This is a genomic window from Salmonella sp. 2018103 (assembly GCF_026247685.1).
Taxonomy (GTDB): Bacteria; Pseudomonadota; Gammaproteobacteria; order Enterobacterales; family Enterobacteriaceae; genus Salmonella; species Salmonella enterica.
The window spans coordinates 2,743,325-2,765,282 of record NZ_CP111029.1; the positions used below are offsets into that span (position 1 = coordinate 2,743,325).

Consider the following 21,958-nt stretch of genomic DNA (forward strand, 5'->3'; position numbering starts at 1 on the left):
CACGCACACATTTTATGCAATGAAGTAAAACCCGTTGCAGTTAAGGGTGATTTACATCACATTATTCTTCATCTTCTTCCTGAAGTTCATCCCACATGGCCCCTATCGCATCACGCGTTAGCGGCGCCAAAGTGCGCCAGAATGGCGTAACGGCATGGGCTTCAACTTTACCGAGGAAGGTATTGCACCAGGGAAGCAGATAATCGGCAAATAAGGTTTCCAGCGCTTCACTTTCATCTTCGGCAGACTGATCTTCCAGCCAGGAGGCCGCGAGCAATAAAGTACCAATGTGATCGGCAGGCGTATCGGCCAGCGGCATCCCTCGCGACGTTAAAAAAGCGCGCACCTCAGACTCTTCCGCGCCTTCGACCCACGCACTGCGGTATGGCGCTACCGCGCACTCTTCCCCAACAAATAACGCATTGTAATCAGTGGAAATCTGCGTGATATCGCAGCTTTTCTGTAAACGCGCCAGCATATCATCCTGCTCCAGCGGCCAGTTTGCCGCCAGTTTACCTTCACGGATTAACGTAAACAGCGGAACCAGTAAAGGATCTTGCGGTTGGCGGTAATACAACGATCCCAGCACACGGCACAGGATTGAAAACTCATTCATTGATATCTTCCCGTAAATAACGATTAAAGTTCGGCAAATTCCGGTACAGGCGCCATACCGCGTGATTCGAGAAAGGCCAGTAAGCGCTGCGGCGAGACGTTCAGGATTCGATCTTCCGGAAAATTCACCGCATCCAGAATTTTCCGGCATTCGGTGAAATCGCCAAGCGTAAAGGCCGTATGGGAATCAGAGCCTAACGCTACCCAGCCTCCCGCATCGCGTACGGCGGCAGCGACCGCGCGGCAATTATCTTCGCTTCCTTTACGCGAATGCAGAAAAGAAGAGTTGTTGATTTCCAGCGCTACATGGTGTTTCGCCGCCGCCTGCGCGATGGCGTTAACCTCCACTGGATACTTTGGATTTCCGGGGTGACTAATTATATGCACCTTGCCGCTGGCGATGGTCGCGATCATCGCCTGAGTATTGGTTTCTTTATCATGCGGCGCAAAAACGGGCTCATGAAAGCCTGCGATAATCAGATCCAGCGAGTCGAACATCTTTCCGGAGCAATCAATTTCACCGTTAATGTTCTTGATATTCGCCTCAATGCCACGCAGTATCCCCACGCCGTCAACCAGACGCGGCCAGATGCGCATGTTAATAAAATGCCAGTGATGCGGCGCATCTTCCATGTCCGGACCATGGTCGGTAATCGCAAAAAGTTTAATGCCTTTGCGTTTGGCTTCCGCGATATAATCGCTCAAAGTACTGTAGGCATGAGTGCTGGCGACGGTATGCATATGCAGGTCAACGGGATACATTGCTCTCTCCTGTAGTCATTTCCGACAAGGATAGCAGGTATCGCCAGCGTTTTTTAGCGAAACCCGGCCCGCGCCGGGTTGATGTCAATATCCTCTCGCCCGATCCACCTGCCCCGTCACCGGCTCTCCCTTCTCCAGCTGGGTAATTGTGCGGCTAATATAATCGATGGCTTCCGCCGGACGGGTGACTGCCGCAATGTGCGGCGTCATGGCGACTCGCGGATGGCGCCATAATGGACTTTCCTGCGGTAACGGTTCCTGGCTAAAGACATCCAACATCGCGCCTTTTAGCTTACAGCTATCAAGCGCAGCCAGCAGATCAGCCTCCTGAACATGAACGCCGCGCGCGAGATTCAGCACGTAGGCGCCATCCGGCAATTGATCCAACAATTCGCTATTAATAATTCCTACCGTTTGGGCCGTATTCGGCAGCAGATTAATCAGCACCCGCGTCTGGCTCAGGAAAGCGCGCAGCTCTTCACGCCCCACATAACTTTCCACGCCAGGCCAGGATTTGCGGCTACGACTCCAGCAACGTAACGGGAACCCCCACGCCTGTAGACTTTCTGCCACTTTTGCGCCCAGCACCCCTGCGCCCATGATACCGACGCTAAATTCTTCGCGGGTATATTCCGGCAACGGTTTCCATAGCGCCTGATTCTTCAGCGCCTGATAATCATCGAAACGACGGAACCAGTGTAATACCTGGCTGACGGCATACTCCTGCATTTGCAGGCCCATTCCGGTATCTTCCAGACGGAATAGAGGAATGGAGGCGTCCAGCATTTCCGGATGCGCATTTAATTTACTCAGAATTGCATCCACCCCCGCGCCCAGCGCAAAGACGGCTTTTAAGCGTCTTCCGGCCAGCATTTCAACCGGGGGCTGCCATACAAGCGCATAGTCTGCGGGGTTGTTATCACCGACCTTCCATTCACGAACGCGCGCATGTGGGAGAGCCTTCTCCAGCGCATTTACCCACCAGGCGGCGTTAAATGTCGGGTGATAAAAAATTATCTCCATGTTATCTCCTGAGCAGTATGGTGCGGAATGTGATTGCGCCTGTTATCAGCGTTTTCAACGGGATGTGCAGCATAGCAAATTTCCCGGCGCGGGCAAAAAAAGCAGTTTTCGCTTATTAAAGCCACAGATTGGTGGAAGTTTGTATAAACGCGCTTTTTTTTGAAAAAGTTGATTGACGTAGAAAGGATATTTCCCTACATTAGCGCCCGTTCCAGTAATGCTGGAGCGACAATTTGGTGAGGTGTCCGAGTGGCTGAAGGAGCACGCCTGGAAAGTGTGTATACGGCAACGTATCGGGGGTTCGAATCCCCCCCTCACCGCCATATTTAAGTTGAGAGCCTGTACAGAAGTACGGGCTTTTTGCTTATATGTATCCCCCAAACCAAGGGGGGATGAGAACCACCGACCGGGGTTCGACACAAAAACGCCGGGAGCGTTTTTGAACAGAGCTTGCTCTGGCCCCGAAGGGGCGAGGCCCAGGGATGGACTGAGTAGCGGCGCAGCCAGTTGGACAGACGACGAGCCTGCGAGGAGACTGCCCGAAGGGCGAGCGCAGCGAGTCAATCCCCCCCTCACCGCCATATTCAAGAAAGAGCTCGTACGAAAGTACGGGCTTTTTTCGCATTAAGCCCCCGTCCATTGCCGGATGGCGCATAGTTCACAGGTGCCTTATCCGGTCTACATAAGCGCAGCGCCACCGGGTAATAACACCACCATCCGGCTTTCAATTTTAGCCAAGAATTTCAGTGAGTTTTACTTTGCGCCCCTCGTTTGAGGAAAGCGTCGCAGCATCAGCGGTAGCAATGGCATTTGTCGCCGCTTCTCCTGTTAGCAATTTAGCAAACTCCTCGCCTGGCTCCAGACCGTTTATCACATCATGCAAGTACTGCATCTCCAGTTTCATAATTGATGAGAGCCACATCGGCGTACGTTTACCGGGTTTACCATAAGCGATTGCGCCATCCATCTCGCTGGATATGTTACCGTTGCGACGATCGTCATCCTCCGCCTGGCTTTCATGCACAAGAAAGTGTGTTTTTTTGCCCGCTTTTATTAGATAACCAGCCGTATTTTGCATATCAATGAGAATTGCACCTGTCGTGCCCTCAATTAATACATAGTGCTCAGGGTAGTGGAACGATGATCCCCACTGAAGTGTCGCGAAACGACCGCTTTCGAACTCAAGAGTGATTAGGACAACATCATCTTCATCACCAAATTTTTCACCTTTGTGCGCAACATTCCCCGCCGCCATTGAAACCAGGGATGGGGTTTCATCCATGATGAACAGTGTACAATCTAGCTCGTGAATGTGATGGTACAGATGCCCGCCTGACTTTGCGCGAATCTTCTTCCATGAGATCTCATCCTGCACGTCTTCAAAACCATTACGTTTAGTGTGAACTTGTGTAACTTCACCGATTTCACCGGCTTTGATGAGCGCTTTAGCGTGGCGAACCCCGTGAAAAAAGTTCATAACGTGACCCGCCATAAAGGTAACACCAGCTTCTTTGCAGGCATCAACCATATCCTTACAATCCTGGTAATTTAAGGCGATAGGTTTTTCACAAAACACGTGTTTACCCGCTTTAGCCGCCGCAATGACCGGCGCTTTATGTAAGTAATTTGGTGAAGCAATAATTACGCAATCCACATCAGGATGGGTACAAAGCGCCTCCATCGTTGCAGTGGCGACACAGTTCAGCTCTTTCGCTATCGGATCCGCATTTACCGGATCGTAAATCGCAGTGATTTTCGCTCCTTCAACCTTAGACATAAATCGCGCCAGTTCAGCGCCAAAATAACCCGTACCTACAACACCGTATTTCGTCATCATTTATCCTCTATTAAAATTCTTTTGTTGACTGAAAACTTTCACGACGTGCTTTTAGTCTATCCGGTATGGATAAACCAATAATGAGTAGAATTGTTGCGGTCCAGAAAGCAACAATGAACGTTAGCGCAGCGCCTAGCCCCATTGTTATTCCAAGCCAGGTCGCCGCCATTGAATTGAATGTGCCTGATGTCGCAGCAAGATTATAAATCAGTCCGGTACCCAAACCACGAACCTCAAGAGGAAAGTAGTCGTAGAGGAATTTGGGAACCAGCCCGCCAACACCTACGTTAGTCGCCATTAAACCGAATAAACATGCGCCCAGCAGTAAATAATTATCTTGCGGAATTCTGAATAACGGGAAAATGAATAAAAAGGACATGAGAAGACCAATGCTGAACGTTTTCTTCAAACCAATTCTATCTGCGCACAGACCCCAAACGATATTTCCCAATACAGTGCCGAATGCTGCCGCCGTCATTAAATTAGAGACCACGCCCGTATCAAAGCCCTCGCCCGCTAAATATGTAGGCAGTAGACCAAAGATTGGCCAGTTTGCGCCGAAAATAGAGAACAGAACAATAAATACACATAATGTCAGTGGAAATTGAGCTCGATTAAATAGCCCTTTCATTGACAAAGAGAAAACTGACCAGGCACTTTGTGAGAGCTTTCCGAGACCACTGAGTTTGGCTTCTTCCCACTCTTTAGATTCAGGAGCCCTGGCCCGGATGTAGATTACTAAAAGAACGGGTAGCAAACCGACAAAAAAAGCAGCACGCCAACCATACGCTTCGGCAAATGAAGGCATAAAGTAGGCTGCTATGATGTTACCAATACCGAAACCTGAAACCAGAAATGCGCTCGCTTTAGATTTTAAATGCTTTGGCCAACTTTCCACGGCATAAGTAGAAGCGCAAGCATACTCCCCCGCCATCCCCATACCGACAATGAAACGACTAAGCGTCAGCATAATTACACCGGAAGCCAGGCCACTTAACCCTGTACCTACAGAATAGGCAACTATCGACCACATCATTAACGGCTTACGGCCAAATTTATCTGCCAGCAGACCAAATAGCGCCCCGCCAAATGGTCGCCCAATAAAGGCCGCTGTGGCAAGGAATGCGCCCTCCATATCTGTCAATCCTAAGTCAGCCTTGATCAGATACATAATGTAGAAAATCAGCATAAAGTCGAAGCCATCAAAAACGTAACCCAGCCATGCTGAAAATAAAGCATTTTTTTGTGGACGAGTTATCTCGCTATACCACGGGAAGAATTTTGCTATCACAATAAAACCCTTATTTGCTGTTACCGTCTGAAATGCTTACGGAATTAATTTTTAAGTCATATCAATTGCCGAATAAGACACTATCAACCGGCACTTTCCGACAACCGCCTGAGATCGTAGCTATGTAAAGCGTATATTCATTGTTTATCATCCTTATTCGTAGCTACGTTAAGGACGTGAATACTCAAGACAAAGTCTAACGTTCTGTAACGTAGCCACGGGCTATAAGATTATCGATATGAATACTAAGCAAAGATTAGTACAGTAACTCTTTAACCTTTCTCAAAAGTGGTATTGTAATCCAACGCGATAACGGGTCTGTCTCTCATCGGTATTATTTCTCACCGCTACATTTCCGACCTCAACGTATGGTGTAAATGACTTATTCAGTTTCCAGGCTAAAGCCACATTATGCTCATAGTTTGTTTTTTTGTTATCAAATTTAATTTGATCGCTATCCATCCAGGTAAAGTTATATTCTAATTTCAACTCATCAAAAACATAACCTATATAAGTATCAAATCTATTCGTTTTCTCATCATCATTGTAGTTAGCTGTCTTTCTTGCATAGTCATAGCGGTAACGACCAGCCATATAAATACCAGAATCAAAATTATATTGCACCCTTAAATAAGGCTTATAAATTGAAGTGTCTGGACCGCTTTCAAATATAAATCCAGGCTGCAAAACAAAATGGTCCGTAACTTTATAATTATAACTTACGCCCAGTTCTATAGCGTTTGCGACGAGATCGCTTAAATGCTTATCCTGCTCACCATCTACTCCTCCCGATTTAACGCTGGCATCGACATAAAAACCAATGCCGTTAGGAAGTTTTTCAATTATAGCAATACGGTCTTTATTAATTCTGGTTCTATCAGCATATTCATGCCGATAATCAAGGGTTGCCGCTTGTAGATATGATGAAAATGCTATAAACGAAACCATACCCAGAAGATATCTGTTGATTTTCATAAAATACTCCGCTTATCAATTAACTTTATTTTTGTATTTAAAAATTATTTTATTAATAAATTACCATCACGCATGGTAAAGGAGGTTACAGACGAAACAGGTTTCCCTTTAGCATTTTCACCACCGATAAGGAAAACTTCATCACCATAACTTACTGATACACCATAGCCGAGAGGTTGTTTCATTTTACCCATATATTGCCAATGGCCATTAACCAAACCATAGACTTCATCTCGCCATTTTTTATTTATTCCTTCGTGGGAATAAAACTTTCCATTGGTATAATTTTGTTTTGCTCCCGGAAAATTCGCGCCACCACCGACAAGCAGGACACCGTGACTATAGCCCGAAAATGCTCCGGCCAACCCTTCCTGCTGTTGTTCTCCAGGCGATGGCGGTAACTGGCTGTTCTTCAACCATGTTAGCTTATCGTTATCCCACATGGCGCGGTAAATCACATCGGTACGTAAACCCGGTTTGAGCTCACCATTAATCAGCATCAGGAAATTATTTTCCATTACCGATGACGATCCTGCCGTCCCCGCGCCTGGCAGCTCACCGGCATTCTTCCATGTGTTCTCTTTAGCATTGTAGATAAATACGATTTTATTAAAAAAATAATCTTTGGCAGGTTTATTAAAATAATTATAGATGACTTTATTTTTTTCACTTTCATCCGCAGCCGCTATATCAATAAAATACTTATCAAAGATATGCTCATTAACCCCTCCGGTAATAAGTACCATCGTTTCGTTTAATTTTACTCCCGTATGCCCTGTTAATCCAACTGGAGATATAGTGTCAACTTTTTGCCATGTATTTTTCACCGGTGAGTATTTGTACACATCGCTATAAACCTGCAACGGTGATTCACTGTTTTTTTTCCCTACGCCACCAAAAACATAAAGCTCATCATTTAAAAATACCGACACGGATTGCTCACGAGCTCCACCAGGAAACGACTTTATACGCTCCCAGTCTTTATGTTGCTTTTTAAGATCAATTTTATACCAGGATGTCCCTGCGGTACCTAAGCCGACATAAATCACGCCATTATTATCAATAGCGCCAGTACCATTTTTCAGTGGTTCTGGTATATCAGGAAGCGTCGTTGCATATCCTGATGTGGTGATAGCAACTGAGAAACATAGCGCCATTAGCGTCATCATTTTCTTAAAATTTTTCATCTGCATCCCCATGCGAAGAAATACAATTGGAGTAAAGCTTCATCATTAGTGATCTTATGGTGCACAATTTCAACAATGACAATGACAAAATGTGACCAAGCGCTAAAAATAATTACATGGAGTTATCATGTGCGAGGTAAAAGCACCCCATGGTGATGTTAGAAGTGATTATGGGTGATCTGTTATGGCCAAACTCATTAGTGATAGCATTCTGAATAAATACAACAAGAATTATGTGATGCATTTCATACTGGCTATCCCGTGGCGTATAAGCTCCTTCTGAGCATTTTATCTTTATGCCGGAAGCAGTTAATAAAATACAGCATGCTGCCGTCAGAATGAATTGTATTTGTCTTGTAGCTTCAGGTTATAGCCTCAAATCCGCTGGCGCAGTAATTGAATAACAAACATACCTTATGACTGTGTTCACATTTTTCTATCTTTTTGCTTGATGTAGCAACACTCCAAGACATAACATAAAACGGAGCAAAACTTCAAATATATAAGGCGGAACTGGATGTCACTATTAGCCAGGCTGGAACAAAGTGTACACGAAAACGGTGGGCTGATTGTCTCATGCCAACCGGTACCAGGCAGCCCTATGGATAAACCTGAAATTGTGGCTGCAATGGCACAGGCAGCGGCTTCGGCGGGTGCGGTCGCTGTGCGCATTGAAGGCATTGAGAATCTGCGGACTGTTCGTCCCCATCTTTCTGTTCCAATTATTGGGATAATTAAACGTGACCTTACAGGGTCGCCAGTCCGTATCACTCCCTATTTACAGGATGTTGACGCCCTGGCGCAGGCAGGTGCCGATATTATCGCTTTTGATGCCTCATTCCGCTCTCGCCCGGTTGATATTGATAATTTACTGACACGTATTCGCCTGCATGGATTACTGGCGATGGCAGACTGTTCAACCGTGAATGAAGGCATAAGTTGCCATCAGAAAGGAATCGAATTCATTGGTACAACATTGTCTGGCTATACCGGCCCCATCACGCCGGTTGAGCCAGATTTGGCAATGGTGACGCAACTGAGCCATGCAGGTTGTCGTGTTATTGCCGAGGGGCGCTATAACACGCCTGCACTGGCGGCCAATGCTATTGAGCATGGTGCCTGGGCAGTTACCGTTGGTTCCGCTATCACCCGTATCGAGCATATCTGTCAGTGGTTCAGTCACGCAGTAAAACGCTGAACAGGAAAAGAAAATGAACACGCTTACTATTGATATTTATGTCTCAGAGAATAATCCGACGTTAATAATGCTATCGGCAAATACGATACCCAGGCCTGAAGCCTGTTTGAACGCAATATCGGATATCTGCTATTTCAGGTATCCGGCAGGACATACGTCTGGGCATCACCATTGGTGGAGCATAAATGTTCTGCCTTTTACATCTCATGATTACCGTCATTGAGATTAACAAAAACTATTACTTGATCTGAATATCGTATCGTCTGAATGATGGGAAGATAAAAATACACAGACGATGACCGCAACTCTACTCAAAACCATAAGCAGGAAAGAACTATGATTACACATTCTTTCGGCATCGTTAATTATCTTGTATTATTTGGCTACCTCCTGGCCATGATGTTAGTCGGTGTCTATTTTTCCAGACGGCAAAAAACAGCAGACGATTATTTTCGCGGTGGTGGCCGGGTTCCTGGTTGGGCGGCTGGGGTCAGTGTATTTGCTACTACGTTAAGCTCAATTACATTTATGTCAATTCCTGCCAAAGCGTTTACTTCCGACTGGACGTTTATCATTGGTCAGTATCTGGCTATCGCAATTTTACCGCTGGTTTTTTATTTCTATATTCCGTTTTTTCGGAAATTGAAAGTCACATCAGCCTATGAATATCTCGAAGCACGGTTCGATGTGCGCTGCCGTCTATTCGCCAGCATGTCATTTATGTTGTTTCATATCGGACGTATCGCCATTATCACTTTCCTCACCGTGCTGGCCTTGCGCCCCTTCATCGCTATAGACCCGGTGATTTTGGTACTGTTGATTAGCGTGATGTGTATCATTTATACCTGGATGGGTGGAATTGAAGGAGTAATATGGACTGATGTTATTCAAGGCCTCTTACTTTCTGGCAGCGCGATACTGATTTTTATAGTGATATGTCTCAAAGTCCAGGGCGGCATTGGTGAAATTTTTACGGTGACGCAGCAGGCGGATAAATTCTTTCCGGCTACGCAGTTCCACTGGAGCTGGACGGAAAGCACAGTACCTGTATTGATGATTGGTTTTCTGTTTGCCAATATTCAGCAATTTACTGCCAGTCAGGATGTGGTCCAACGCTATATCGTGACTGACTCCATAGAGGAAACGAAGAAAACATTACTTACAAATGCCAAACTGGTTGCTGTGATCCCTGTTTTCTTTTTTGCTATCGGCTCGGCATTGTTTGTCTACTATCAGCAACATCCACAATTATTACCGGCGGGATTCAACACTGGCGGCATTTTACCCTTATTCGTGGTCACCGAAATGCCAGTCGGCATTGCAGGGTTGATAATCGCCGCTATTTTCGCTGCCGCGCAGTCCAGCATCTCCAGCAGCTTAAACAGCATTTCCAGTTGTTTTAATTCCGATATCTATCAGCGTTTGAGTCATAAAAAAAGAACGCCAGAAAACCGTATGAAAATAGCTAAGTTAGTTATTCTGGTCGCGGGCCTGATAAGTAGCGCGGCCTCGGTATGGCTGGTCATGGCCGATGAATCAGAAATCTGGGATGCATTTAATAGTCTGATAGGTCTGATGGGAGGGCCAATGACCGGTCTGTTCATGCTGGGCATTTTCTTTAAACGAGCAAATGCCGGGAGTGCGGTTTTAGGAATTATTATCAGCGTCATTACCGTGCTGGGCGCACGCTATGCCACTGACCTTAACTTCTTCTTTTATGGGGTCATTGGCTCGCTAAGCGTGGTGATCAGCGGCGTTATTTTCGCCCCGTTATTTGCCCCGGCACCGCCATTGACGCTGGATGAAAAACCTGAACCAAAGGTGACATTATGATTTCATGATACCACGCTATACCGACACAGCACACGGTGACGCCAACGCCCGGGGCGACAATACCGGGCCAGGTATAAACCATCCGTCAAATGGCGCGCTATAAACACCGTAAGAGCAAACAGATTACTCTCCAGTGATGTTCTGTCATAAGTTGGCAACGCGATGTAAATATTCCCCCTCCTTTACTTACATCGCGCTTTTTTTCATGCCGCAGACTTGATAGGCTCTGCTCTGTTCGATATTGCAGGCTTTGTGCCGCAATCAGCCCTCAAGAGCAGGAACTATATGGAGCCTCAACCCCCACGTCTTAAACCCGGAAAAATCCTTGACACTCTGGGTGCTATGCAAAAAAGCCTGACACGTGCCTCCCAGCGTATTGCGCAATATATTTTAGCCTTCCCCAGACAGGTGACACAGTCATCTATTGCCGATTTGTCACGCGAAACACAGGCCGGAGAAGCCACGGTTATTCGCTTTTGTCGCACCCTGGGCTATAAAGGTTTTCAGGATTTTAAAATGGACCTGGCCATTGAACTTGCCACTACCGAGTCTGATGACAGTAGTCCTCTACTGGATGCCGAAGTTAGCGAATCCGACGATGCCCACGCCATTGGTTTAAAATTGCAGAACACCATTAGTAATGTATTATCTGAAACGCTAAATCTGCTTGATATGCAACAGGTTCTCGGTGTCGTGGACGCCCTACGTCACTGTCACTCAGTTTATATCTTTGGTGTGGGCTCATCGGGGATCACGGCGCTGGATATGAAACACAAGCTAATGCGTATTGGTTTACGGGGCGATGCGGTAAGCAATAACCATTTTATGTACATGCAGGCTACGCTATTAAAAGCAGGCGATGTCGCGATGGGTGTCAGTCACTCGGGCACATCGCCAGAAACAGTGCATTCACTCCGATTGGCCCGACAGGCTGGCGCCACCACAGTCGCCATTACCCATAATCTGGGTTCTCCATTATGTGAAGAGGCCGATTTTTGCCTGATCAATGGTAATCGGCAAGGAATGTTGCAGGGTGACTCGATCGGTACGAAAGCCGCGCAGCTTTTCGTCTTTGACCTGCTCTATACCCTTCTTGTACAGTCCTCGCCGGAACAGGCCCGAGAAAGCAAATTACGGACAATGAATGCCCTGGACATGACAAAATAATTCCCTTCACGTACAGGCGTCATTTTCCTTTTTTGTCCATGAGTCTGCTGGACGCTTTATAGACAACAAAGCCCGGTCTCCCGGGCTCTGAAAGTCAATGCTATATTAGCTGTATGCGTGGAGCGTTCGCTGACAAAGCGCCGAGCGCACGCAGTCGTCTTTGTTGAAATGCACAATCCCTACCATTTCATCTTCTTCAAAGCGTTCCAACGCATCGCTCAATCCGGAACGCACGCCGCGCGGCAGGTCGCATTGCGTAATATCGCCATTGACAATGACCGTGACATTTTCGCCTAATCGCGTCAAAAACATTTTCATTTGCGCCGCAGTCACATTTTGCGCCTCATCGAGGATCACGACCGCATTTTCAAAAGTACGCCCACGCATATAGGCGAACGGGGCAATTTCTACCTTACCGATTTCCGGGCGCAAGCAATATTGCATAAAGGACGCGCCTAACCGTTTAAGCAGGACATCGTAGACGGGCCGAAAATAAGGCGCGAATTTTTCAGCGATATCACCGGGCAAAAAACCAAGATCTTCATCAGCTTGCAATACCGGACGCGTCACAATGATCCTCTCGACGTCCTTATGAATCAATGCTTCTGCCGCCTTTGCCGCACTGATCCATGTTTTCCCGCAGCCGGCTTCGCCGGTCGCAAAAATAAGCTGTTTACTGTCGATAGCGTTCAGATAATGCGCCTGTGCTTCATTTCGTGCCTTAACAGGCGAGGTATCGCGACTATCGCGCGCCATGCCAATGGCTTCTACTCCGCCCATCTGTACCAGTGACGTGACCGATTCTTCTTCACGTTGCTTATGACTACGCGAATCTCGTCTCAACACACGCTTTGCTTCACGACGAGCTTTGATCACTGCTTTTTGTCTTCCCATGGATAGCACCTTGAGTTGTAGGTATACATCACCCGCGTTCTCTTAAACGCGATTATGCGCACACACATCTGAGGGTTGGCTTCCTTGTAAGCCTTAGCTTGCTTTTTGAAACGACGCCACACACGGCTACGCGCACCACATATGACGTCATGGGTATGGACAGTAAGGGAAATGATGAGAGCTTTTAAGATGACAAGACCACCACCGGAGAGAGAATGTCCGTACAGGGTGTTGTAACTACTGTAAACAATGTGTCCTGGTACGGACATTACCATTCGCGATCTCCATAGTGAGTGGCCATCACTGCCGGGGAACTACCGCTATTACTACTAAGTACAACACAAAACATCAATAATGCAACAATATATTCACCAAACATTAACTAAACATTATTGCGTCATTGTCAGTCTCTTACAGAAAGATTACACGATTATTTCATCGGCAGGAGACTAAAAAAGATAATCATTAGCTACTGCGGGTATTAATGCTGAAAACATCCATAACCCATTGAATATCCAATATATAAAAGGTTAAAACGGAGTAATTAACGTGTCCTCTCTCCCATCGCTAAAACGGCATTATTTATGCAAAATTTTGTACGGCATACTTACGCCAGTAACGCTGACTCGTTTTAATTTTTGTCATTACTCTATTGCGTCAAGGCTATTGGTACCATTAACAGGCGATTTCATATATGGCCAGTTAGTGATTACTCGAGACGTATTACGCCCGCGTTAACGGCGCTCAAGGGCTAAAAATAGTTTGAGAGAGCGTCCTCATTTACCTGAACATCTTCAGTCAATCGGTCCGGGACTTATCAGAGGACCAGGCGGGCGTATAACGCCGCCTGGTAAAATATGTCCGATGGCAATAATGCTATCGGACATGTCGGTTATTCCGCCTGTAGCTTCGACGGCGGCGCGGAATGATAATGCGCGTCCGCTTTTGCAAAGCGTTCCTGCATCGCTGCTGTCGGCGCTTTGCCAAGCAGGCTAAAGATTACGATCCCCAGGCTGCCGAAAATGAAGCCAGGGATGATCTCATACAGATCCAGCCAGCCATATTGTTTCCAGACGATAACCGTCACCGCGCCAATAATCATTCCCGCCAGCGCGCCGTTACGTGTCATACGCGACCACATCACAGAAAACAGGACAACAGGTCCAAATGCCGCGCCGAATCCAGCCCAGGCGTAGCTCACCAGCCCCAGCACACGGTTATCGGGATTCGCCGCCAGCGCAATGGCGATCAGCGCTACCACCAGCACCATCACTCGCCCTACCCATACCAGCTCTTGCTGGCTGGCGCTTTTACGCAGAAAAGCCTTATATAAATCTTCCGTAATCGCGCTGGAGCATACCAGCAACTGACAGCTCAACGTCGACATCACCGCCGCCAGGATAGCAGACAGCAGAACACCGGCAATCCACGGGTTAAACAGGATCTGCGCCAGTTCAATAAATACGCGCTCTGAGTTTTGGTTCACCGCCCCGGCCAGCGCGGGGTTATTGTTAAAGTACGCAATGCCAAAGAAGCCCACCGCCACCGCGCCCGCCAGACACAGAATCATCCAGGTCATACTGATACGACGCGCATGAACAATGCTGTGATGGGAGTCCGCCGCCATAAAGCGCGCCAGGATATGCGGCTGACCGAAGTAACCCAGTCCCCAGCCCATCAGGGAAATAATGGCGACAAAATTCAGCCCCTTGAGCATGTCGACATTCTCGATGCTCTTTTGCTTGATCACCTCCAGCGACTCGCTAAAACCGCCTACGCCGACAATAACCATCACCGGCGTCAGGATTAACGCAAAAATCATCAGGCTGGCCTGAACGGTATCCGTCCAGCTAACGGCAAGAAACCCGCCGATAAAGGTATAAATAATGGTTGCCGCGGCCCCCGCCCACAGTGCGGTTTCATAGCTCATACCGAAGGTGCTTTCGAACAGTCGTGCTCCAGCGACAATACCTGACGCGCAATAGATAGTGAAAAACAGCAGAATGACCAGCGCGGAAATAATACGCAGGACTCGGCTCTTATCCTCAAACCGACCGGTAAAATAGTCCGGCAACGTGAGCGCGTTATTGTTAAATTCGGTATGCACGCGCAGGCGCCCGGCCACCAGCTTCCAGTTAATCCATGCGCCTAACGTCAGGCCAATGGCGATCCAGCTTTCAGAGATCCCCGACAGAAAGATAGCGCCAGGCAGCCCCATTAACAGCCAGCCGCTCATATCCGACGCGCCGGCTGATAAAGCCGTAACAAACGGCCCCAGGCTGCGACCGCCAAGAATATAGTCATCAAAGTTTTTGGTTGAGCGCCAGGCGATAAACCCAATCAATATCATGCCAAAAATATAGACACAGAATGTCACCAACATCGGTGTGCTAATAGCCATCAAGGTTCTCCAAATTTATTTATTGGCACTACCGTAGCGTGCCGTTTTGTACCCTGCCGGAACGTGGCAAGGGTGTTATGTTTACCAGGGCGACCGTATCCTGCCGGAAGCGGTGGTTATTCACAATCGATTTAACACACCATTTACATCAAATTTGATTGCAGAGGGATACTATTTTTCTCCAGGTTGCACTCTCTCACATTTTTTGCGGTTGCACCTTTTAAAAGTGTTAACTACCGCAGAGAAAATAAATCCAGATGGTTTGCCCCGTCAGACTCCCACTTTCTTTTTTTAACAATTTATTCATTTTTAAGCTTGCAACGCAGGTCACATTTAACGCGGTTGCACAAAGTTGCAACATAGTGGATATTTTCCGCTAACTATTGGTTAGCAGATAGAGCGAATAACAGGAGTAGAGGGTATGGGAACCACCACGATGGGGGTTAAGCTGGACGACGCCACGCGCGAACGGATCAAAATGGCCGCCTCGCGTATCGATCGCACGCCGCACTGGTTAATAAAACAGGCAATCTTTAGCTATCTGGACAAGCTGGAAAATAGCGATACGCTACCGGAGCTACCTGCGCTGTTTGCCGGCGCGGCAAATGAAAGCGAGGAGCCGGTCGCGCCGCAGGATGAGCCGCATCAGCCCTTTCTGGAGTTTGCCGAACAGATTCTTCCCCAATCCGTCTCTCGCGCCGCCATCACTGCCGCCTGGCGCCGCCCGGAAACCGATGCGGTGTCAATGCTAGTGGAACAGGCGCGCCTGTCGCCGCCTGTCGCTGAGCAGGCGCATAAACTGGCGTATCAACTGGCGGAGAAATTGCGCAATCAAAAATCCGCCAGCGGTCGCGCGGGTATGGTACAAGGCCTGTTGCAGGAGTTTTCCCTCTCTTCGCAAGAAGGTGTTGCGCTGATGTGTCTGGCGGAAGCGCTGCTGCGTATTCCCGACAAAGCTACGCGCGATGCGTTAATTCGCGACAAAATCAGTAATGGCAACTGGCAGTCGCATATTGGCCGTAGCCCGTCGCTGTTTGTAAACGCCGCCACCTGGGGGCTGCTCTTTACCGGCCGACTGGTCTCAACGCATAACGAAGCTAATCTTTCACGCTCGCTGAACCGCATTATCGGCAAGAGCGGCGAACCGTTAATCCGCAAAGGCGTCGACATGGCGATGCGTTTAATGGGCGAGCAGTTCGTGACTGGCGAAACCATTGCTCAGGCGCTGGCGAATGCCCGAAAACTGGAAGAGAAAGGGTTCCGCTATTCTTACGATATGCTGGGCGAAGCCGCGTTAACCGCCGCCGATGCGCAGGCGTATATGGTTTCTTACCAGCAAGCGATTCATGCCATCGGCAAAGCGTCTAACGGTCGCGGTATTTACGAAGGGCCAGGCATCTCGATTAAGCTGTCCGCCCTGCATCCACGCTATAGTCGCGCGCAATACGATCGGGTAATGGAGGAGCTTTATCCGCGCCTGAAATCCCTGACGCTGCTGGCGCGCCAGTATGATATCGGTCTCAATATCGACGCCGAAGAGGCGGATCGTCTGGAGATCTCGCTCGATCTGCTGGAAAAACTCTGCTTCGAACCCGAACTGGCGGGCTGGAACGGCATTGGCTTTGTGATCCAGGCTTACCAGAAACGCTGCCCGCTGGTCATTGATTATTTAGTCGATCTGGCCTCCCGTAGCCGCCGTCGGCTGATGATTCGTCTGGTGAAAGGCGCCTACTGGGATAGCGAGATCAAACGCGCGCAAATGGAAGGGCTGGAGGGCTATCCGGTTTATACCCGCAAAGTGTATACCGATGTCTCTTATCTGGCCTGCGCGAAAAAACTGCTCGCCGTCCCTAATCTGATCTACCCGCAGTTCGCGACCCATAACGCACACACACTGGCGGCGATTTATCATCTGGCCGGGCAAAATTACTATCCGGGTCAGTACGAATTCCAGTGCCTGCACGGCATGGGCGAACCGCTGTATGAACAGGTCACCGGTAAAGTGGCGGACGGAAAACTTAACCGTCCCTGCCGTATTTACGCGCCGGTGGGAACGCACGAAACCCTGCTGGCCTATCTGGTACGACGCCTGCTGGAAAACGGCGCCAACACCTCTTTTGTCAACCGCATCGCCGATGCCACCCTACCGCTCGATGAACTGGTGGCCGACCCGGTCGAGGCCGTGGAAAAACTGGCGCAGCAGGAAGGTCAGGCTGGCATACCGCATCCGAAAATTCCGCTGCCGCGCGATCTGTACGGCGAAGGTCGGATAAACTCCGCCGGACTTGATTTAGCGAATGAACATCGCCTCGCCTCGCTTTCTTCTGCCCTGTTAAGCAACGCCATGCAGAAATGGCAGGCCAAACCTGTGCTGGAACAACCGGTGGCCGACGGTGAGATGACGCCGGTTATCAACCCGGCGGAACCGAAAGATATTGTCGGCTGGGGACGCGAAGCGACAGAAAGCGAGGTTGAACAGGCATTGCAAAACGCGGTCAATCAGGCGCCGGTTTGGTTTGCGACGCCGCCGCAAGAACGCGCCGCCATTTTGCAGCGGGCGGCGGTATTGATGGAAGACCAAATGCAGCAGTTGATTGGCCTGTTGGTGCGCGAAGCGGGGAAAACGTTCAGCAACGCCATTGCCGAAGTGCGCGAAGCGGTAGACTTCCTCCATTATTATGCCGGTCAAGTGCGTGACGATTTCGATAACGAAACGCATCGCCCGTTAGGGCCGGTGGTCTGTATCAGTCCGTGGAACTTCCCGCTGGCCATTTTCACCGGCCAAATCGCCGCCGCGCTGGCGGCAGGTAACAGCGTTCTGGCGAAACCGGCAGAGCAGACATCGCTGATTGCCGCCCAGGGCATTGCCATTTTGCTGGAAGCGGGCGTACCGCCGGGCGTCGTGCAACTGTTGCCGGGACGGGGAGAAACCGTCGGCGCCCAGCTTACCGCCGATGCGCGTGTACGCGGCGTGATGTTTACCGGTTCCACGGAGGTCGCGACGTTGTTGCAGCGCAACATCGCCACGCGTCTTGACGCCCAGGGCCGCCCTATTCCGTTGATTGCGGAAACTGGCGGTATGAACGCTATGATTGTCGACTCTTCCGCGCTCACCGAGCAGGTGGTCGTGGATGTGCTGGCTTCCGCTTTCGACAGCGCCGGACAACGCTGTTCCGCGCTCCGCGTGCTGTGTTTGCAGGACGATATCGCCGAACATACGCTGAAAATGTTACGCGGCGCGATGGCGGAGTGTCGGATGGGGAATCCAGGCCGTCTGACGACCGATATCGGGCCGGTGATTGATAGCGAGGCCAAAGCCAACATCGAGCGTCATATCCAGACGATGCGCGCCAAAGGCCGCCCGGTTTTCCAGGCCGCGCGTGAAAACAACGATGACGCGCAGGAATGGCAGACCGGTACGTTTGTTATGCCCACGCTTATTGAGTTGGAAAACTTCGCAGAACTGGAAAAAGAGGTCTTCGGGCCCGTGCTGCATGTCGTGCGTTATAACCGTAACCAACTGGCGGAGCTTATCGAACAGATTAACGCTTCCGGCTACGGGCTAACGCTGGGCGTACATACCCGTATTGATGAAACCATTGCGCAAGTCACCGGTTCCGCCCATGTCGGCAACCTGTACGTTAACCGTAATATGGTGGGCGCGGTTGTCGGCGTCCAGCCGTTTGGCGGCGAAGGCCTGTCCGGTACCGGGCCAAAAGCGGGGGGGCCGCTCTACCTCTACCGCCTGCTGGCACACCGCCCGCCCAATGCGCTCAATACGACGCTAACTCGTCAGGATGCGCGTTACCCGGTGGATGCGCAGCTTAAAACCACGCTACTCGCGCCGTTGACCGCCCTGACGCAATGGGCGGCGGATCGCCCGGCGCTACAGACGCTCTGCCGACAATTCGCCGATCTGGCGCAGGCCGGCACGCAGCGCCTGCTACCGGGGCCGACCGGCGAGCGCAATACCTGGACGTTGTTGCCGCGTGAACGGGTATTATGCCTGGCTGATGACGAACAGGACGCGCTGACGCAGCTTGCCGCCGTTCTCGCCGTCGGCAGTCAGGCGCTATGGTCAGACGACGCCTTCCACCGCGATCTGGCGAAACGTCTCCCCGCCGCCGTTGCGGCGCGTGTCCAGTTTGCGAAAGCGGAAACGCTGATGGCGCAGCCGTTTGACGCGGTGATTTTCCACGGCGACTCCGACAAGCTGCGAACCGTGTGCGAAGCCGTCGCCGCCCGCGAAGGCGCGATAGTGTCGGTACAGGGGTTCGCCCGCGGCGAAAGCAATATGCTGCTGGAACGGCTCTATATTGAACGTTCGCTGAGCGTAAACACTGCTGCCGCTGGCGGTAATGCCAGCCTGATGACAATTGGCTAATACTGTGGTTAATTAAGGCTCCGTCAATGGAGCCTTTTTACTCGCGTCAGAGGAGCGTATGAAACGAATTTTCCTTACCTGCGCGGCGTTGTTGTTCAGCAGCCAGGCGTTGGCCGATGAGTGTGCCAGCGCCAGTACGCAGCTGGAAATGAATCGCTGCGCCGCCGCGCAATACCAGGCGGCAGATAAAAAGCTGAACGAAACCTATCAAAGCGCGCTTAAGCGTGCGCAACCGCCGCAGCGCGAGCTGTTGCAAAAAGCGCAGGTGGCATGGATTGCCCTGCGGGACGCCGATTGCGCTCTGATTCGCTCAGGTACGGAGGGCGGCAGCGTGCAACCCATGATCGCCAGCCAGTGCCTGACCGATAAAACGAACGAACGCGAAGCGTTTTTAGCCTCGCTGCTGCAATGTGAAGAGGGGGATTTGAGCTGCCCACTGCCGCCAGCCGGTTAACGCACGCGAATCCCTTCAATAATAATGCGCTGAACGCTTTCGACCGTTTGGTTGAAAAAGGCTTCATCGCGAAGCGTCGCGCCGGTTACCGCCTCAACCTGAGGGGCAAAATCGGCGTAATGTTGCGTGGCGGCCCAAATCATGAAGATCAAATGGTGCGGGGAGACAGGCGCCAGTTTCCCGCTGTGCACCCATCCGGCAATCAGCGCGGATTTTTCATCTATCAACGCTTTTAGATCGCCGGTCAGTTCCTCCATTAAGAGCGGCGCGCCCGCCAGCATCTCCATGCAGAAGAGCCGCGACGCCTGCGGATAATCACGCGAAACCTCCAGCTTGAGACGGATATACTCTTTGATGGCCTCCAGAGGGGAAAATTCTGCGCGAAACGCCTTGAGCGGCGCCAGCCAGACATCCAGGATCTGTCGCATTACCGCGACATACAGCGCCTCTTTCGAGGGATAATAATAAAGCAGATTGGTTTTGGAGACGCCTGCCCGCTCGGCGACCTGCTCAAGACGCGCGCCATGAATGCCATACTGGGAAAAAACAGCAAGCGCGGCGGTTAAGATAAGCTGCCGTTTTGCACCGGTGGCCTGCGAGCGTTTCCCGATTTTTTTCTCTGTGCGTTGCGACATGCGCCCTCTCCTTTTTGTCAGGACGCAAGCATACCAAATCCGGCTTATAAACAAAAAAACCGCCGGAAATCCGGCGGCGGTGGCGCATGACGCTTTTTAGCGCGAAACGCTCAGCGTCTTGCTGTTGTGACGCAGGCTAGCTATTACGGTTACTGCTTTTGCCCCCTTTTTTGCCTGCTTCGGATGCACGCTGCGGGTCATTCTTAAAATTGCCCCCGCTGTGCTGACCACCTTTACGACCTGCTTCTGATGCTCTTTCGCGGTCTTCCGCAAAATTACCGGAACCGCCACGATGGTTTGCCATTACTGACCTCCGTCATAGATTAGACATCATATTGCATAGGTAATGAGGAGTATCTCCTCGCGCAGCGTATGAACGATATCATCAGTAACGCCGCGTAACATTAAGCATAGTGAAAAACGCCGTGGTAGGCCGCTTACCGAAATATTCTGCAACATCAGAAGCCGAATATGCAGAATAATAACCATAAGAAATAAATAAGTTATTCTTATATTTAGAAAAATCAAAGCGCTTAAAAATGTATCATTTTGCAACAAAGGTCGCCAAATTAATTATTGTTATAAATCAAAGAAATGGCGCTGAAATTTGCACTCTTCACAGGAGAGCATATCTTTAAATAGACGTAGCGAATCGCTACACACCTGATTAATCTGAGGAGTAGTACAAATGGCAAAGATTCTGGTGCTCTATTATTCCATGTACGGACACATTGAAACCATGGCGCACGCGGTGGCGGAAGGGGCAAAGAAAGTCGACGGCGCAGAGGTCATTATAAAGCGTGTGCCAGAAACAATGCCGCCTGAAATCTTCGCAAAAGCTGGCGGTAAAACGCAAAACGCACCGGTTGCCACCCCACAGGAGCTGGCGGATTACGATGCCATTATTTTTGGTACGCCAACCCGGTTTGGCAATATGTCAGGCCAGATGCGTACCTTCCTGGACCAAACCGGCGGACTGTGGGCATCCGGCGCGCTATACGGCAAGCTCGGCAGCGTGTTCAGTTCTACCGGAACGGGCGGCGGCCAGGAGCAGACGATCACCTCGACCTGGACTACGCTTGCCCATCATGGGATGGTGATTGTCCCGATAGGCTATGCCGCACAGGAACTGTTTGACGTCTCCCAGGTTCGCGGCGGCACGCCTTACGGCGCAACGACTATCGCCGGAGGCGACGGTTCGCGTCAACCAAGCCAGGAGGAACTCTCTATCGCTCGCTATCAGGGGGAATACGTCGCCGGTCTGGCAGTCAAACTCAACGGCTAATCTTCAACAGGAGGATT

At 49.9% G+C, this 21,958-nt stretch carries 17 protein-coding genes and 1 tRNA gene; 7 read left to right on the forward strand and 11 right to left on the reverse strand.

Annotation, left to right across the window (positions count from 1 at the left end; translation table 11 throughout):
* Positions 1 to 61 precede the first annotated feature (61 nt).
* From OLG56_RS13440 to ghrA, 3 genes are all read right to left on the reverse strand, one after another.
* Positions 62 to 616: a TorD/DmsD family molecular chaperone gene (locus OLG56_RS13440; RefSeq protein WP_001001890.1), complete on the reverse strand. Its 555-nt coding sequence runs from the start codon at positions 614 to 616 to the stop codon at positions 62 to 64.
* A gap of 23 nt (positions 617 to 639) precedes the next feature.
* Positions 640 to 1,377: a phosphatase gene (locus OLG56_RS13445; RefSeq protein ID WP_000283646.1), complete on the reverse strand. Its 738-nt coding sequence runs from the start codon at positions 1,375 to 1,377 to the stop codon at positions 640 to 642.
* Between the two features lie 84 nt (positions 1,378 to 1,461).
* Positions 1,462 to 2,400 carry a glyoxylate/hydroxypyruvate reductase GhrA gene (gene ghrA, locus OLG56_RS13450; protein WP_000402553.1) on the reverse strand — a complete coding sequence of 313 codons (939 nt, stop codon included), beginning with the start codon at positions 2,398 to 2,400 and terminating at the stop codon, positions 1,462 to 1,464.
* Between the two features lie 235 nt (positions 2,401 to 2,635).
* Here ghrA and OLG56_RS13455 point away from each other — a divergent pair.
* A tRNA-Ser gene (locus OLG56_RS13455) sits at positions 2,636 to 2,723 on the forward strand.
* A gap of 407 nt (positions 2,724 to 3,130) precedes the next feature.
* Here OLG56_RS13455 and OLG56_RS13460 read toward each other — a convergent pair.
* The 4 genes from OLG56_RS13460 to OLG56_RS13475 all read right to left on the reverse strand — a co-directional run bounded on the left by OLG56_RS13460 (position 3,131) and on the right by OLG56_RS13475 (position 7,702).
* Positions 3,131 to 4,237 carry a Gfo/Idh/MocA family protein gene (locus tag OLG56_RS13460; protein WP_000988594.1) on the reverse strand — a complete coding sequence of 369 codons (1,107 nt, stop codon included), beginning with the start codon at positions 4,235 to 4,237 and terminating at the stop codon, positions 3,131 to 3,133.
* Positions 4,238 to 4,247: 10 nt separating this feature from the next.
* Entirely contained in the window at positions 4,248 to 5,528 is a 1,281-nt protein-coding gene (locus tag OLG56_RS13465; RefSeq protein ID WP_000560755.1) for an MFS transporter, read from the reverse strand.
* Between the two features lie 282 nt (positions 5,529 to 5,810).
* Positions 5,811 to 6,503 (reverse strand): oligogalacturonate-specific porin KdgM family protein, encoded by a 693-nt coding sequence (locus tag OLG56_RS13470; protein WP_000700859.1) that lies wholly within the window; start codon positions 6,501 to 6,503, stop codon positions 5,811 to 5,813.
* 44 nt (positions 6,504 to 6,547) lie between these two features.
* Positions 6,548 to 7,702, reverse strand: coding sequence for an N-acetylneuraminate epimerase (locus OLG56_RS13475; RefSeq protein WP_001643958.1), 1,155 nt, complete (start codon positions 7,700 to 7,702; stop codon positions 6,548 to 6,550).
* 505 nt (positions 7,703 to 8,207) lie between these two features.
* On the opposite strand from OLG56_RS13475, the gene OLG56_RS13480 reads away from it, so the two are divergent.
* The 3 genes from OLG56_RS13480 to OLG56_RS13490 all read left to right on the forward strand — a co-directional run bounded on the left by OLG56_RS13480 (position 8,208) and on the right by OLG56_RS13490 (position 11,888).
* Entirely contained in the window at positions 8,208 to 8,888 is a 681-nt protein-coding gene (locus OLG56_RS13480) for an N-acetylmannosamine-6-phosphate 2-epimerase (protein ID WP_000054242.1), read from the forward strand.
* Positions 8,889 to 9,224: 336 nt separating this feature from the next.
* Positions 9,225 to 10,721, forward strand: coding sequence for a sodium:solute symporter family protein (locus tag OLG56_RS13485; protein WP_000628085.1), 1,497 nt, complete (start codon positions 9,225 to 9,227; stop codon positions 10,719 to 10,721).
* Positions 10,722 to 11,006: 285 nt separating this feature from the next.
* The gene (locus OLG56_RS13490) at positions 11,007 to 11,888 is read left to right on the forward strand and encodes a MurR/RpiR family transcriptional regulator (protein ID WP_000433674.1); all 882 of its coding nucleotides are present in this window, start codon (positions 11,007 to 11,009) and stop codon (positions 11,886 to 11,888) included.
* A gap of 105 nt (positions 11,889 to 11,993) precedes the next feature.
* Here OLG56_RS13490 and phoH read toward each other — a convergent pair whose 3' ends face one another.
* On the reverse strand, positions 11,994 to 12,782 hold the full coding sequence (gene phoH / locus OLG56_RS13495) for a phosphate starvation-inducible protein PhoH (RefSeq protein WP_000533527.1): 789 nt from the start codon (positions 12,780 to 12,782) through the stop codon (positions 11,994 to 11,996).
* Between the two features lie 892 nt (positions 12,783 to 13,674).
* Positions 13,675 to 15,183 (reverse strand): sodium/proline symporter PutP, encoded by a 1,509-nt coding sequence (gene putP / locus OLG56_RS13500; protein WP_001018467.1) that lies wholly within the window; start codon positions 15,181 to 15,183, stop codon positions 13,675 to 13,677.
* Between the two features lie 421 nt (positions 15,184 to 15,604).
* On the opposite strand from putP, the gene putA reads away from it, so the two are divergent.
* Together putA and OLG56_RS13510 are read left to right on the forward strand one after the other, a co-directional pair.
* A complete protein-coding gene (gene putA, locus OLG56_RS13505) occupies positions 15,605 to 19,567 on the forward strand; it encodes a trifunctional transcriptional regulator/proline dehydrogenase/L-glutamate gamma-semialdehyde dehydrogenase (RefSeq protein WP_000537519.1) in 3,963 nt (1,320 codons plus the stop codon).
* A 58-nt stretch (positions 19,568 to 19,625) separates the two neighbouring features.
* Entirely contained in the window at positions 19,626 to 20,021 is a 396-nt protein-coding gene (locus OLG56_RS13510; protein WP_000821064.1) for a lysozyme inhibitor LprI family protein, read from the forward strand.
* Here OLG56_RS13510 and rutR read toward each other — a convergent pair.
* Entirely contained in the window at positions 20,018 to 20,656 is a 639-nt protein-coding gene (rutR, locus tag OLG56_RS13515; RefSeq protein ID WP_000083128.1) for an HTH-type transcriptional regulator RutR, read from the reverse strand. The genes OLG56_RS13510 and rutR overlap by 4 nt on opposite strands.
* A gap of 136 nt (positions 20,657 to 20,792) precedes the next feature.
* Positions 20,793 to 20,960 carry a con-10 family general stress protein gene (locus OLG56_RS13520; RefSeq protein WP_001273663.1) on the reverse strand — a complete coding sequence of 56 codons (168 nt, stop codon included), beginning with the start codon at positions 20,958 to 20,960 and terminating at the stop codon, positions 20,793 to 20,795.
* A 384-nt stretch (positions 20,961 to 21,344) separates the two neighbouring features.
* Here OLG56_RS13520 and wrbA point away from each other — a divergent pair, with 384 nt between their 5' ends.
* Positions 21,345 to 21,941: an NAD(P)H:quinone oxidoreductase gene (wrbA, locus tag OLG56_RS13525; protein WP_001062898.1), complete on the forward strand. Its 597-nt coding sequence runs from the start codon at positions 21,345 to 21,347 to the stop codon at positions 21,939 to 21,941.
* Positions 21,942 to 21,958 lie beyond the last annotated feature (17 nt).

Excerpts from the sequence above, each read along its gene's own strand:
- rutR (WP_000083128.1), bottom strand. The coding sequence starts at position 20,656 with ATGTCGCAACGCACAGAGAAAAAAATCGGGAAACGCTCGCAGGCCACC.
- putA (WP_000537519.1), top strand. The coding sequence starts at position 15,605 with ATGGGAACCACCACGATGGGGGTTAAGCTGGACGACGCCACGCGCGAA.
- OLG56_RS13520 (WP_001273663.1), bottom strand. The coding sequence starts at position 20,960 with ATGGCAAACCATCGTGGCGGTTCCGGTAATTTTGCGGAAGACCGCGAA.
- OLG56_RS13470 (WP_000700859.1), bottom strand. The coding sequence starts at position 6,503 with ATGAAAATCAACAGATATCTTCTGGGTATGGTTTCGTTTATAGCATTT.
- OLG56_RS13475 (WP_001643958.1), bottom strand. The coding sequence starts at position 7,702 with ATGGGGATGCAGATGAAAAATTTTAAGAAAATGATGACGCTAATGGCG.
- OLG56_RS13490 (WP_000433674.1), top strand. The coding sequence starts at position 11,007 with ATGGAGCCTCAACCCCCACGTCTTAAACCCGGAAAAATCCTTGACACT.
- OLG56_RS13440 (WP_001001890.1), bottom strand. The coding sequence starts at position 616 with ATGAATGAGTTTTCAATCCTGTGCCGTGTGCTGGGATCGTTGTATTAC.
- OLG56_RS13510 (WP_000821064.1), top strand. The coding sequence starts at position 19,626 with ATGAAACGAATTTTCCTTACCTGCGCGGCGTTGTTGTTCAGCAGCCAG.
- ghrA (WP_000402553.1), bottom strand. The coding sequence starts at position 2,400 with ATGGAGATAATTTTTTATCACCCGACATTTAACGCCGCCTGGTGGGTA.
- OLG56_RS13480 (WP_000054242.1), top strand. The coding sequence starts at position 8,208 with ATGTCACTATTAGCCAGGCTGGAACAAAGTGTACACGAAAACGGTGGG.
- OLG56_RS13445 (WP_000283646.1), bottom strand. The coding sequence starts at position 1,377 with ATGTATCCCGTTGACCTGCATATGCATACCGTCGCCAGCACTCATGCC.
- OLG56_RS13460 (WP_000988594.1), bottom strand. The coding sequence starts at position 4,237 with ATGATGACGAAATACGGTGTTGTAGGTACGGGTTATTTTGGCGCTGAA.
- putP (WP_001018467.1), bottom strand. The coding sequence starts at position 15,183 with ATGGCTATTAGCACACCGATGTTGGTGACATTCTGTGTCTATATTTTT.
- OLG56_RS13485 (WP_000628085.1), top strand. The coding sequence starts at position 9,225 with ATGATTACACATTCTTTCGGCATCGTTAATTATCTTGTATTATTTGGC.
- phoH (WP_000533527.1), bottom strand. The coding sequence starts at position 12,782 with ATGGGAAGACAAAAAGCAGTGATCAAAGCTCGTCGTGAAGCAAAGCGT.
- wrbA (WP_001062898.1), top strand. The coding sequence starts at position 21,345 with ATGGCAAAGATTCTGGTGCTCTATTATTCCATGTACGGACACATTGAA.